Origin of the sequence: Hydrogenibacillus schlegelii, from assembly GCF_001653195.1 — a bacterium.
GTDB classification, from domain to species: domain Bacteria; phylum Bacillota; class Bacilli; order Thermicanales; family DSM-22653; genus Hydrogenibacillus; species Hydrogenibacillus schlegelii.
In genome coordinates this window covers 1-12,896 of record NZ_JXBB01000013.1, presented here as the reverse complement: position 1 = coordinate 12,896, position 12,896 = coordinate 1, and the positions used below count along the sequence as shown (strand labels likewise).

Annotated in this window: 13 protein-coding genes and 1 rRNA gene; all 14 read right to left on the bottom strand. The window is 66.9% G+C overall.

Features of this window, described 5'->3' with window-relative positions:
* Positions 1–4: 4 nt before the first annotated feature.
* Entirely contained in the window at positions 5–529 is a 525-nt protein-coding gene (gene ispF, locus SA87_RS05510) for a 2-C-methyl-D-erythritol 2,4-cyclodiphosphate synthase (protein ID WP_211264167.1), read from the bottom strand.
* Positions 526–1,227 (bottom strand): 2-C-methyl-D-erythritol 4-phosphate cytidylyltransferase, encoded by a 702-nt coding sequence (gene ispD, locus SA87_RS05505; protein WP_066200378.1) that lies wholly within the window; start codon positions 1,225–1,227, stop codon positions 526–528. Before ispD ends, ispF begins: the two co-directional genes overlap by 4 nt.
* A gap of 286 nt (positions 1,228–1,513) precedes the next feature.
* Positions 1,514–2,617, bottom strand: coding sequence for a PIN/TRAM domain-containing protein (locus SA87_RS05500; RefSeq protein ID WP_245637660.1), 1,104 nt, complete (start codon positions 2,615–2,617; stop codon positions 1,514–1,516).
* A gap of 43 nt (positions 2,618–2,660) precedes the next feature.
* Positions 2,661–3,164: a CarD family transcriptional regulator gene (locus SA87_RS05495; protein WP_066200375.1), complete on the bottom strand. Its 504-nt coding sequence runs from the start codon at positions 3,162–3,164 to the stop codon at positions 2,661–2,663.
* Positions 3,165–3,280: 116 nt separating this feature from the next.
* Entirely contained in the window at positions 3,281–4,354 is a 1,074-nt protein-coding gene (disA, locus tag SA87_RS05490) for a DNA integrity scanning diadenylate cyclase DisA (protein ID WP_066200372.1), read from the bottom strand.
* Positions 4,355–4,358: 4 nt separating this feature from the next.
* A complete protein-coding gene (gene radA / locus SA87_RS05485) occupies positions 4,359–5,714 on the bottom strand; it encodes a DNA repair protein RadA (protein WP_156516502.1) in 1,356 nt (451 codons plus the stop codon).
* Between the two features lie 99 nt (positions 5,715–5,813).
* Positions 5,814–8,258 carry an ATP-dependent Clp protease ATP-binding subunit gene (locus tag SA87_RS05480; RefSeq protein WP_066200366.1) on the bottom strand — a complete coding sequence of 815 codons (2,445 nt, stop codon included), beginning with the start codon at positions 8,256–8,258 and terminating at the stop codon, positions 5,814–5,816.
* A 239-nt stretch (positions 8,259–8,497) separates the two neighbouring features.
* On the bottom strand, positions 8,498–9,553 hold the full coding sequence (locus SA87_RS05475) for a protein arginine kinase (RefSeq protein WP_066200441.1): 1,056 nt from the start codon (positions 9,551–9,553) through the stop codon (positions 8,498–8,500).
* 10 nt (positions 9,554–9,563) lie between these two features.
* Complete coding sequence (locus SA87_RS05470) at positions 9,564–10,079, bottom strand: UvrB/UvrC motif-containing protein (protein ID WP_066200363.1); 516 nt, start codon at positions 10,077–10,079, stop codon at positions 9,564–9,566.
* Positions 10,069–10,542: a CtsR family transcriptional regulator gene (locus SA87_RS05465; RefSeq protein WP_066200361.1), complete on the bottom strand. Its 474-nt coding sequence runs from the start codon at positions 10,540–10,542 to the stop codon at positions 10,069–10,071. The genes SA87_RS05470 and SA87_RS05465 overlap by 11 nt, the downstream gene beginning before the upstream one ends.
* Before the next feature lie 118 nt (positions 10,543–10,660).
* Complete coding sequence (locus tag SA87_RS05460) at positions 10,661–11,329, bottom strand: HAD family hydrolase (protein ID WP_066200358.1); 669 nt, start codon at positions 11,327–11,329, stop codon at positions 10,661–10,663.
* Positions 11,330–11,503: 174 nt separating this feature from the next.
* Positions 11,504–12,094: a rhomboid family intramembrane serine protease gene (locus SA87_RS05455; RefSeq protein WP_066200352.1), complete on the bottom strand. Its 591-nt coding sequence runs from the start codon at positions 12,092–12,094 to the stop codon at positions 11,504–11,506.
* Positions 12,091–12,654, bottom strand: a complete 564-nt coding sequence (locus SA87_RS05450) for a GNAT family N-acetyltransferase (protein WP_066200348.1) — start codon at positions 12,652–12,654, stop codon at positions 12,091–12,093. The genes SA87_RS05455 and SA87_RS05450 overlap by 4 nt, the downstream gene beginning before the upstream one ends.
* A gap of 135 nt (positions 12,655–12,789) precedes the next feature.
* Positions 12,790–12,896 (bottom strand): 23S ribosomal RNA (locus tag SA87_RS13685); the annotation flags it as partial.

The window sequence follows — 12,896 nt, the reverse complement described above, 5'->3', positions numbered from 1 at the left end:
CTCCTTACGCCTCGCCCGCCGGCGCCGCCGCATCTCCCCCGGGCGGACGGCCGGCCGCCGCCACGAGGAGGACGACGGCGAAGGCGGCGATCCCCTCGCCCCGGCCGATCGCCCCGAGCCCTTCGTTCGTCGTCGCCTTCACGCTCACCGCCCCGGGCAGGCTCCCGAGCGCCTCGGCGATCGCCCGGCGCATCGCCGGCACGTACGGCCCGAGCCGCGGCGCTTCGGCGACGACCGTCACATCGCAGTTCGCCACCCGGTACCCCCGCGCCGCCGCCCGGCGGGCCGCCGCCCGGACGATCTCCCGGCTCGGCAGATCTTTCGTCCACGCCGCGCCCGGCGGAAAGTGAACGCCGATATCCCCCTCCCCGAGGGCGCCGTAGACGGCATCCGCCAGCGCGTGCAGCACGACATCGGCGTCCGAGTGGCCGTCCAGCCCCCGCTCATACGGGATCGTCACGCCCCCCAAGACGAGAGGCCGCCCCGGCGCGAGGCGGTGGACGTCGTAGCCGAAGCCGATCCGCATCACGACCGCCCCCCCTGCCGGAGGATCGTCTCGGCGAGGATGAGGTCGAGCGGCGTCGTCACCTTCAGGTTGATCTCCTCCCCCGGCACCGCGACGGCCGAACGGCCGCCGCCTTCGAACAGCGTCGCCTCGTCGGTCACCTCGCGGCCCTCCGCCGCCGCCGCCTCGAGGGCGGCGATGAGGGCCCGGCGGTCGAACCCCTGCGGCGTCTGGGCCGCCGCGAGCGCCGACCGGGGCGGCGTCTCGGCGACCGGCCGGAGGGCCCCGTCGGCCGGGTGAAGCCGCTTGATCGTCTCCTTCACCGGCACGACCGGCACGACCGCCCGTCCCGGCCCGAGGGCCGCCTCGACCCGGGCGATGAGCTCCGGCGAAACGAACGGCCGGGCCGCGTCGTGGACGAGGACGAACTCGACCGCTTCCGAAAGGGCCCGGGCGCCGGCCAGAACGCTGTCCTGACGCCGCGGCCCGCCGAAGGCGATTTTAAGGCCCGCATACCCTTCTGCCGCGAGGAGCGCCGCCGTCCGCTCCCCTTCTTCCGGATGGACGACGAGCACGATCCGCTCCGGCGGATAGCGGCCGGCAAACACCGCCAGCGACCACAAGAGAAGCGGCCGGCCGCCCAGCGGGACGTAGGCCTTCTTGAGCGCCGCGCCGAGGCGCGTCCCCCGGCCGGCGGCGACGATGACCGCCCCGACGGCCAAGCCATCCCCTCCTCTTCTCGGCCTCCATTGTAGGCGAGCCGTCGGCGCTTGACAAGCGCCCCGCCCGAAGGCGAATGAATTCCGAGTCTTTTGCCGGTCGATTCTGTAAACCGATCACAAAAAACGAAAAAAACCGCCGGGAAGCCATCTCCTCCCCGGCGGAGGCATCCGGTCGGCGGCAGGGCGAACGGGTCGACTTCGTCCGCAGGCGACTTGCCCGAACCGGGCCGAGGGCGCCGGGCCGGAGAGGAGCGCCCACGCGGCGAGGCGTCCCGGCCCGGCGGCGCTACAGGGCCTTTTCCAAGAGCTTCGGCTTGGCAAACACCATCCGGCCGGCCGAGGTCTGGAGCACCGAGGTGACCAGCACGCCGATGTGCTCGCCGATGAATTCCTTCCCCCCCTCGACGACGATCATCGTCCCGTCGTCGAGATAGGCGACGCCCTGGCCGTGCTCCTTGCCGTCTTTGATCACGTGGACGACCAGCTCCTCCCCGGGGAGGACGATCGGCTTTAAGGCGTTGGCGAGATCGTTGACGTTTAAGACCGGGATCCCCTGAAGCTCGCACACCTTGTTCAGGTTGAAGTCGGTCGTCACGATCTTGGCCCCGAGCTCCTTCGCCAGCCGGATGAGCTTCGCGTCGACGTCGTGGACGTCCTCGACGTCCCGCTCGAAGATGACGACCTTCGCGTGCTTATTTTTTTGCATTCGTTTTAAAATATCCAGCCCGCGCCGGCCTCGATTTCGCTTGAGCATGTCCGAGGAGTCGGCGATGTGCTGCAGCTCCGCCAGGACAAATTCCGGCACGAGGAGCGTCCCTTCGAGAAAGCCCGTCTCAACGATATCGGCGATCCGGCCGTCGATGATGACGCTCGTGTCGAGGAGCTTAAGCCCCGCCTTCTTGTCGAACTTCTCGCCCCGCTCCTTGTCTCCCCGCTCCCGCATCCGGCCGAGGGAAAAAAACTGGATGAGTTCGTCTTTTTTCTTATGGCCGACGGTAAAGCCGAGATACGCCAGCAGGATCGAAATGAAGATCGGGGCAAACTCCCCGGCGATCGGGAGCTGCTTCAAGGGAAGGTAGATGAAAAAAGCGACGAGGAGGCCGACGAGCATCCCCAGCGTCCCGAACAAAAGATCGCTGACATGCCGCCGGACGAGCTCTTCTTCGGCTCGCTTAAACGCCCGCTCCATCGCATCGCTCGTCCAGACGACCACCGCAAGAAAAAGGAGCGCCCCGAGCGCGGCGCCGACGTACTCCTGGTACGACAGGCGGCCGAGGGCGAGCCACGGGTCGAGCGCCTGAAAGAGGAGCGGGATGAAATGATAGCCGAGGGCGCCGCCCAAAACGAGAAAAAACGCCTGGATCCATCGTCGGATGAGCACGCGCTTCACCTCCCGCTCGATTCGTTTTTAGGATGGCCAACCGAACGAAAGCTCAAACGCCCGATTCCTCCGCCTCCGGGCCGAACACCGCGCGCTCGAGCCACGCCTGAGCCGCCGCCTCGTCGATATTTTGCGACAGAACGAGCTCGCTCACGAGCATCATCCGGGCGTTTTCCAGCATCCGCCGTTCGCCGCCGGACAGCGCCCGGCGCCGCTCCCGCCGCATGAGCGTCCGGACGACGTCGGCGACGGCGAACACGTCCCCCGTCTTCAACTGGTCGAGATGTTTTCGGTAGCGCTGGTTCCAACTTTTATCCGGCTCCGCATCATGGCGCCTTAAGACCGCCTCCAGATCGACGAGCGCTTCCTTCGGCAGCACGGGCCGAACGCCGAGGTCTTCCGCCTGATCGAGGGGGATCATCGCCCGAAGGGCGCCGAGCGGCATGTGCAAAATGTAATAGCGCCGCCGGCGGCCCAAAAATTCCCGCTCCTCGATCGCCTCGATCACCCCGGCGCCGTGCATCGGGTAGACGATCTTGTCGCCGACCTGAAACACGCCTTCGCCCCCTTTGACCTTCCTCTTCTAAGTATACCACGGGGGCAAAAGAGCGTCAAAGCAAAAATTATTTATCCTACCCGATCGGACAATTTTCGTCAAGATGATCGATCGCGTCAATCATTGCGCTCGAGCAGCACCTGCTGCTCGATCCGCCGCAGGCCCTCGTGGATCGCCCGGGCCCGGGCCTCGCCGATCCCCTCCACTTCGTCAAGGGCCTCCAGGCTCGCCCGGACGATCCGGCTGAGCCGTCCGAACCGGGCGACGAGGTTGTGGACGACCGCCATCGGGAGGCGCGGGATGCGCATGAGCAGGCGATAGCCCCGCGGGTGGAGTTCCTCGTCGGCGCCCGTGCCGCCGTATCCGAGGAGCCGCGCCGCTTGATGGCGGTCGAACAGGTCTTCGCCGGCGAGCTGCCGAAGCCCGGCGAGCACCTCTTCAACCGGCCGCTTCTCCTCGTCGGCGAGATAATCGCGGACGAGCATCTCCGCCTCCTGCGCGAAGCCGGCCAGAAGCTCGTCCAGCTGCATGCGCACAAGCCGCCCTTCCTCGCCGAGTTCCCGGACGTAGCGGAGGATCTCCGCCTCCATCCGCATCACCAGGCCGACCCGGTTGAGCACGAGCGTGACGTCCTGGAGCGTGACGAGATCCTCGAATTCGAGCGCCGAGAGGTTGACGAGCGCCTGGTCCAGAACCGCCTTGTATTTCTCCAGCGTCGAAAGCGCCTGGTGGGCCTTCGCCAGGATGACGCCCGTCTCCTGGAGCGTGTACCGGTGCCGCCCCTTGTAGACGGTGATGACCCCCCGGCGCTGAGAGATGGAGATGACCAGCTTGTTCGTCTGCTTGGCCGTCCGCTCCGCCGTCCGGTGCCGCGCTCCGGTCTCGATCGACGGGATCGACGGATCCGGGATGAGCTGCGTGTTGGCGTAGATGATCTTTTTCGCGTCCTCGCTTAAGACGATCGCCCCGTCCATTTTGGCGAGCTCGTAGAGGGCGTACGGCGTGTAGTCGCAGTTTAAGGCAAAGCCTCCGTCGCAAAGTTTCAGCACCTCCGGCGCATCGGAGACGACGATGAGCGCCCCCGTCTTCGCCCGGAGAATGTTCTCCAGCCCCTCTCGAAGCGGCTTGCCCGGGGCGATGAGCTGCATCACCTGGGTGAGAAATTCATCGCGCCCGTCTCTGTCGTCCATCGCGCTACCTCCCGAACGCCGCCTCCAGCGCTTCCCGGACCGTCCGCACCTCGACCCCTACCAGCCCTTCCGGACGGCCGCCGGCCGCCGGCGGCACGAAAGCCCGGCGAAACCCGAGGCGGGCCGCCTCGGCGAGCCGGGCCGAAAGCCGCGGCACCGGCCGCACCTCGCCGCTTAAGCCGATCTCCCCGATGAACACGTCGCCGGCGGCCACGGGCGCCTCCCGAAAACTCGACGCGATGGCGAGGGCGACGGCCAGATCCGCCGCCGGCTCCGAGATCCGAAGCCCGCCGACGACGTTGACGTACGCATCGTGGCCGATGAGATGAAGCCCCGCCCGCTTTTCCAGCACCGCCAGCAGCATGTGGAGCCGCCCGAGGTCGAAGCCCGTCGCGCTCCGCCGCGGAACCGGAAAAAGCGTCGGCACGAGAAGCGCCTGCACTTCCAGAAGCATCGGGCGGCTCCCTTCCATCGTCGCCGTCACCGCCGCCCCGATCGCCGCCTCCGACCGCTCCCGAAGAAAGAGCTTCGTCGGCGCCTCCGCCGGCACGAGGCCGGATTCGGTCATCTCAAACAGGCCGAGCTCGTTCGTCGGGCCGAAGCGGTTTTTCACCGCCCGGAGCACCCGGTACTGCTGATAGCGCTCCCCTTCGAAATAGAGGACGGCGTCGACGAGGTGCTCCAGCACCCGGGGGCCGGCGATCGTCCCCTCTTTCGTCACGTGGCCGATGAGGAGGGCGGCGACCTTTCGGGGTTTGAGCATCTCCAGCAAAAACGCCGTCCCTTCCCGCACCTGCGCCACCGACCCCGGCGCCGAGGCGAGCTCCGGGTGCCGCATCGTCTGCACCGAGTCGACGATGACGGCCGCCGGCCGCAGGGTCTCCACCGCCTCCTGGAGGGCGTCGAGCCGGCCGTCGGCGAGGAGATACAGATCCGCCGCTTCGACGCCGAGGCGGGCGAGGCGGAGGCGGATCTGTTCTTCCGACTCTTCGCCTCCGGCGTAGAGCACCCGCCGCCCCGCCCCGGCCAGCCGGGCGGCGGCGATCGAGGCGAGGGTCGACTTGCCGATTCCCGGCTCGCCGCCGAGAAGGACGAGCGAGCCCGGCACCAGGCCGCCGCCGAGGACGCGGTCGAACTCCTCCAGGCCGGTCCGGAGCCGTTCCGCCGGCGGCCGGGCAGCGGCGGCGGCGAGGGAAACGGGGCGGGCGATCGCCGGCGCCGCCGGCCGCTCTTTTGCCGGCCGGGCGCTCCGGCGCTCCTCGACGAGGGTGTTCCAGGCGCCGCAGCCCGGGCAGCGGCCGAGCCACTTCGGCGCCTCATAGCCGCAGGTCTGACAGACGTAAACCGTTTTTTCCCGCATGTCGCTCCCCTCGTCCAGCATAGCACACCGGACCACAGCATCGCACACCGGACAAAAAAAAGCGGAGCGCCTCGGCGCTCCGCGCCTGGTCGTCTGAGTTCACTCGCCGGCGACCGTTGCCGCCTCCGGCCGGATGACGAGTTCGCCGTCCTTGAAGTCGATCGTCACCCGGTCGCCCTTCTGAATCGTCCCTTTGAGGAGCTCTTCCGACAGGCGGTCTTCGATGAGGCGGGTGAGCTTCCGGCGGATCGGCCGGGCGCCGAACTGAGGATCGAAGCCCTCTTTGGCGACGTGGTCGATGACGGCGTCGGTGAGGGTAAAGTCGATCCCCTGCTCCTTGACCCGCTTCCGGATGTCCTCCGCCATGCGGACGACGATCTCCCGGATGTGCGCCTCTTCGAGCGGGTGGAACACGATGATCTCGTCGACGCGGTTCAAAAACTCCGGCCGGAACGTCCGCCTCAGTTCCTCCATCACCTTTTCCTTCATCGCCTCGTACGACGACTCCGGCGTCCGGGCGGTAAAGCCGAGGGTGGTGTTCCGCCGGATCGTCTCCTGGCCGACGTTCGACGTCATGATGATGACGGTGTTTTTAAAGTCGACCGTCCGGCCCTTCCCGTCGGTGAGGCGGCCGTCTTCCAGCACCTGCAGGAGGACGTTGAACACCTCCGGATGGGCCTTTTCGATCTCGTCGAAGAGGACGACGGAATAGGGCTTCCGGCGGACCTGCTCCGTGAGCTGACCGCCTTCCTCATAGCCGACGTATCCCGGCGGCGCGCCGATGAGGCGGGACGTCGTGTGCCGCTCCATGTACTCGCTCATGTCGATCCGGATGAGGGCGTTTTCGTCGCCGAAGAGCGCCTCGGCGAGCGCCCGGGCCAGCTCTGTCTTGCCGACGCCGGTCGGCCCGAGGAAGATAAACGAGCCGATCGGCCGCTTCGGATCCTTAAGCCCCGCCCGGGCCCGCCGGATCGCCCGGGCCACGCTTTCGACCGCCTCATCCTGCCCGACGACCCGATCATGCAAGATCTTCTCCAAGTTTAAAAGCCGCTCCGTTTCTTCCTCCTTGAGCTGCGTCACCGGAATGCCCGTCCAGCTCGAGACGATCTGGGCGATGTCCTCCGGCGTCACCTCGGCGTCGGTCTGGCCCTGCCGCTCCTTCCACGCCTGCCGCTCCCGCTCAAGAGCTTCTTTGAGCTTTTGCTCCCTGTCCCGGAGCGCCGCCGCCTTTTCAAATTCCTGGCTCTGGACGGCCGCGTCCTTTTCCTTTCGGACTTCCTCCAGCTCCTTTTCGAGCTGCTTGAGATTCGGCGGGATCGTGTAGGCGTTGAGCCGCACCCGGGAGGCCGCCTCGTCGATGAGGTCGATCGCCTTATCCGGCAGGAAGCGATCGGTGATGTAGCGATGCGACAGATGGACCGCCGCCTCGATCGCCTCGTCGGTGATCTTCACCCGGTGATGCGCCTCGTACCGGTCGCGGAGCCCCTTTAAGATCTGGATCGCATCCTCGGGCGTCGGCTCGTCGACGAGGATCGGCTGGAAGCGCCGCTCGAGGGCGGCGTCTTTTTCGATGTACTTCCGGTACTCGTCGATCGTCGTCGCCCCGATCGTCTGCAGCTCGCCGCGGGCGAGGGCGGGCTTTAAGATGTTCGAAGCGTCGATCGCCCCTTCGGCGCCGCCGGCGCCGATGAGGGTGTGCAGCTCGTCGATGAAGAGGATGATGTTCCCCGCCTGGCGGATCTCGTCCATGATTTTCTTCAGCCGGTCTTCAAACTCGCCCCGGTACTTCGTCCCGGCGACGACGCTCCCCATGTCGAGGGACATCACCCGCTTGTCCCGGAGCGTCTCCGGCACCTCGTTGTTGACGATCCGCTGGGCGAGCCCTTCGACGATCGCCGTCTTTCCGACGCCCGGCTCGCCGATGAGGACCGGGTTGTTCTTCGTCCGCCGGGAGAGGACCTGGATGACCCGCTCGATCTCCTTTTCCCGGCCGATGACCGGATCGAGGGCCCCCTCCTTGGCCAGCGCCGTGAGATCCCGGGCCAGGCTGTCCAGAGTCGGCGTCGCGGCCCCTTTGCCGCCGCCCTGGGGCGTGGCGGCGAGCATCTCGCTCGAGCCGAGGAGCTGAAGCACCTGCTGCCGGGCTTTGTTGAGGCTCACGCCGAGGTTGTTGAGCACCCGGGCGGCGACGCCCTCCCCTTCCCGGATGAGGCCGAGGAGGATGTGCTCGGTGCCGACGTACGTGTGGCCGAGCTTCCGGGCTTCGTCGAACGAAAGTTCGATGACCTTCTTGGCCCGGGGCGTGTACGGCGTGTTGAGGGGCTTTTCGTGGCCCCGGCCGATGAGCGCCTCGACCTCCTCCCGGATCTTCTCCAGCGACAGGCCGAGGTTCATGAGCGCCTTGGCGGCGATCCCTTCCCCTTCCCGGATGAGGCCGAGCAGGATGTGTTCGGTGCCGATGCTGTTGTGGCCGAGGCGGACGGCCTCATCCTGGGCATACGAGAGGACCTTTTGCGCCCGTTCAGTAAACCGGCCGAACATCATTCCGGATCCCCTCCGTTTCTGCATGGACGATTTGCACGGACGATGCGTTTGGCCCGTACGGCGGTGAACGGTCTTGGGCGCCTTGCGGGCGGCGCCCGGGATCGACGGACGATCCGGCGGGGTCGCGCCGGCCGACCGCATCCGGCAACCGCTCGCTCGGCCAAACTTATCCGCGGAAGCCCGCCGTCGTCCCGGACGCGGCGAAGCGGTCCCGACGGCCCGGAGGCGGAAGCTTCGGCTTAAAGCGCCCCGCCGAGATGGCGGCGGATCACGTCGGCCCGCCGGACGTCCCGGCGCTCCGGAGAGAGGTTTTCTCGGGCCGAATATTGCAGATACGCCGGGCGGATCATCACCCAGAGGGCGTCGACCGTCCGAAGGTCGACATCCCGGATGAGGCCGAGGGCGATGCCCAGACGGACGTCGGAAAGGCGTTCCATTGCCTCCCGGCCGTCGATCGACCGGGCGTAGCGGAGGATGCCGAGGCTCCGCATCACCCGGTCTTCCAGGGCTCGGCCCATCGACTCGGCGAGGAGTTTGCGGGCCTTGCCCTCGTGGGCGATGATCGTCTCGACGACGCCCTGCAGGTTTTCCAGGATCTCTTCTTCCGACGGCCCGAGGGTGATCTGGTTCGACACCTGAAAGAGATGCCCTTCGGCGTCGCTTCCTTCGCCGTAGACCCCCCGGACGGCGAGGCCGACCTTTTGGATCGCCGGAAGCAGATTCCCGATCTGCCGGGTGAGGACGAGGCCCGGGAGGTGGAGCATCACCGACGCTCGGAGTCCGGTTCCGACGTTCGTCGGGCAGCTCGTCTGATACCCGAACCGATCGTCGAACGCGAGCTCAAAGTGGGCGTCCAGCCAGTCGTCCAGCCGGTCGGCGATCCGGTACGCCTCCTGAAGGCGCAGGCCCGGAGCAAAAACCTGCAGCCGGAAATGATCCTCCTCGCCGACCATGAGGCTCACCCGCTCATCCGCCGAAAGGAGGACCGCCGCCGCCGGCGCCTCGGCGAGCTCCCGGCTGATGAGGTGTTTTTCCACCAGCACCTGCCGGGCGAGCGGCGGAAGGGCATCCAGCGCAAACAGGGCAAGCGCCGGCTCCGCCGGCGGCGGCGCCGCCAGGGCGGCTTCCACCCGATCGATCAGGCGGCGGGCCGCCTCCTCGTTCAGTCGCGCCTGGAAGGGGAGGTCCCGGACGTTCCGGGCCAGGCGGACCCGCGTCGAGAGGGCCACCTCCTCCGGCGGCGCCGAGGCGAACACCGGACCGAGGGGCCGCTCCAAAATCGTGCCGATCTGCATCGCTTTCACCTCACTCCGCCCGCGCTTCGCCGAGTTCCCGCTCCAGCCGGCGGATCTCGTCCCGGAGCCGGGCCGCCTCTTCGTACGCCTCGGCGGCGACCTTTTCCTGAAGCTCCGCCCGGAGCCGCTCCAGCCGGTGCCGGAGCGCCCGCCGCGGCTTATGGCGCTTCGGCGCCCTGCCGTGGTGTTCGGCGGCGCCGCCGTGGATGCGCCGAAGAAGCGGGACGAGCGGCTCCCGGAAGGCGGTGTAGCAGTCGCTGCAGCCGAAGCGGCTTTTTTTGACGAACTCGTCGTAGCTCATGCCGCACGTCGGACAGACGCGCCCCCGATCCATCGGACGGGACGGCATCGCCGGCATGATCCCGCTCAACAGGTGATGGATCGAAAACGCATCCCCCGGCACCGAGAACGCCACGCCTTCCTCGCGGGCGCAGACGTCGCACAGGTGGAGCTCCGTCTTTTCCCCGTTGACGATTTTCGTAAAGTGAAACGTCGCCGGCCGCTTGCCGCACCGTTCACACATCATGCGCCTCGCCCCCTTCCGCCATGAGCGTGAGCATCGCCGCCTTCAGGAGCCGAGCCCGGAGCCGGTCCCGAAGCTCGACCGGTAGGGCGAGCACCTCCCGGGAGACGAGCCGCCGGAGCATCGCCGCCTCCCGGCTCGTCAGCTCCTCTCCCTCCTGAAGCCGGTCGACAAAATCGAGCGCCCGGCGCTCATCGATCGCCTCGCCGACGGCGTCGTACGCCTCTTTGAGGAGGGACGCCGCCGCCGGCCGGATCTTTTGGATGCGGATATACCCGCCGCCGCCGCGCTTCGACTCGACGAGGTAGCCCCGCTCGACCGTAAAGCGCGTCTGGATGACGTAGTTGATCTGGGAAGGAACGCAGCGAAACGCCTCGGCGAGCTCGACCCGCTTGATCTCGACGGCGCCGCTCGCCTCGATGAGCTCCTTCAGGTGTTTTTCGATGACGTCGCTGATGCTCTTCAAGAACCTCACCCGAACCGGAGCTTGATCTTGACTGTCTTTGACTAATGCCATTATACGCCAACGGGCGCCCGTTGACAAGGGGGGCCCGTTCGTCGTGCCGACCTTCGTTAGTCTTTCCCTACCCTCGCCCGGCCAAAACGGGAAGCGCCAGGAGTTCTTGCGGCGCTTCGATCGTGACGTCCGCCTCTCGAAGCTCGGCCGCATCGCCGTAGCCGTACAGACAGCCGACGGTCAGAAATCCGTTCTCCCGGCCCGCGTCGACGTCGCTCTTTCGGTCGCCGACCATGAGGCCGGAGGCCAGACCGTACGTCGTCCGGAGTTTGGCCACGAGGGCGCTTTTCGTCGCCGTCCGGAACCGGCCGGCGCTGTAAAGGTCGACGAAGTGCCGGCGGAGGTCGAAGTGGTCGATGACGGCCGCCACGTACTCCTCCCGACCGTTGGAAGCGATGAACAGGGGCAGTCCCCGCTCGGTCAGGGCCTGAAGGACCTCCGGCACGCCGGGATACAGCCGGCCCTTTCCTTGGCGGATGAGCGCCAGTTCGGCCTCGTACATCCACGCATCGGCCAGGGCGTAAAGGGCAAGCTCCCGGCCGGGAAGAAGCGCCGCCCACATCTCGGCATACGTTTTCCCGAGCTGCGCCCGAAGCACCGCCTCCGACGGCAGGTCGACGCCGATGCCGGCCTCCGACCGAAGGCGCCGGAAGGTTGCCGCAAACGCTTCCCGGGCCACCGACCATGCGTCAAAAAGCGTCCCGTCGAGATCGAACACGACGGCCGGTCGTCTCACGTCATCCGCCTCCCCGATGCGCCGCCCGGCCGCTCGGCCAAAGCCGGCTTTCCCGTTCGCCCGAGCCGGTTTTTCCGTCCCGACCCGGCGGCCGGTTCCGCCCCGTGACCGGTCGGGCGGCGTTCCTACCGTTTCCGAGACGCTTCTTCCGGCAAGGGGCGTGCGTCCCCGCCGCTACCGCCCGCGCCGGTTCCAAAGCGCCGCATAGCCGAACCCGCCGAGAAAACCGCCGGCATGACCGGCGACCGAGACCCCCGGCACGAGGAGCGTCATCACCGCTCCGAGGACCGCCACCGCGATGAGGATCGAGCGGGACTGAGCGTCGAGCCAGTACGGTTTTCGCCGGAGCAAAAAGACGTAGTACCCGAGCAGGGCGAAGTCGATCCCGGAAGCGCCGACGGCCGCCTCCGATGTGGACAGCAGAAAAAACACCGTTCCGGCGACGCCGGCGACGAGGAGCCCCAAAAACGCCCCTTTCCCGAGGTAGCGTTCGAGCGGCGGTGCAAAGACGTAAATCCAGAACAGGTTAAACAAAATATGCATCCACCCTTGATGGACGAACGTCGCGGTGAAAATCCGCCACCACTCTCCGGCCGCGATCGCCGACGGGATGAAGGCATAGCGCTCGTACAGGAGAAAGGGGCGAAACTGAGAGCCGTCGACGACGGTCCAGAGAAACATCGCGATGGCGACGGCAAGGAACGCCGACGTCACCGGATAATCGCGAAGGTATTGTCGCAAAGATTCGTGGCGTAAAAAAATCATCGCGCTCGCTCCTTCTCCGCGTACGCCTTCCACTCCCGGGCGAGAAGGCCGTAGACGGCGTGATCGACAAACCGATCGCCGAGCCACTCCGCCTCCCGGATGATCCCCTCGAGCGTAAAGCCGAGGCGCTCCGCCACGCGGCGGCTCCTCGTGTTCTCTGTCGCCGCCCGGATCTCGAGGCGGTTTAAGCCGAGGTGAAAGAAAGCGTGATCGACCATCGTCCGGGCCGCCCGGGTCATGATGCCCCGCCCCTGGACGGTCGGGTCCAGCCAGTAGCCGAGACTCGTTTTTTTATTTTCCCAATCGATCCGGTGGTAGCCGATCACGCCGACGAGCGTTCCGCGATAAAAGATGCCGGCCTGAAAGCCTTCGTTCCGGCGGAGCTGCGCCATCGACTGATCGACGAAGGCATACGTGTCGGTGAGGGTGTGGCGCCGCACCCACGGGAGCCAGACGGAAAGCCGGTCCCGATGCCGGTCGGTGAGGGCATAGAGCGCCGGGACCTCCCGGTAGGAAAGGGGCTTTAAGGCCACCTCCTCATCGGCGATGAGCTCGAACACGGAGGTCCCCCCATCCCTCTATTTTCATTTGCCATTATAGCAGGAACCGGAAGTGGCGGGAAAAACAAAAAAACCGCCTTTCGGCGGTTTGTTTTTTGCTGCGACGCCACCCGATTCCCTCAAAACCGGATCGTGGGGGGCAAAGCCTCGACCGATTCGGATCCGTCAGCTTCACGCGTTACCGCGCTTCCACCTCGGACCGATCGACCTCGTCGTCTACGAGGGGTCTTACCCGGTCAAGC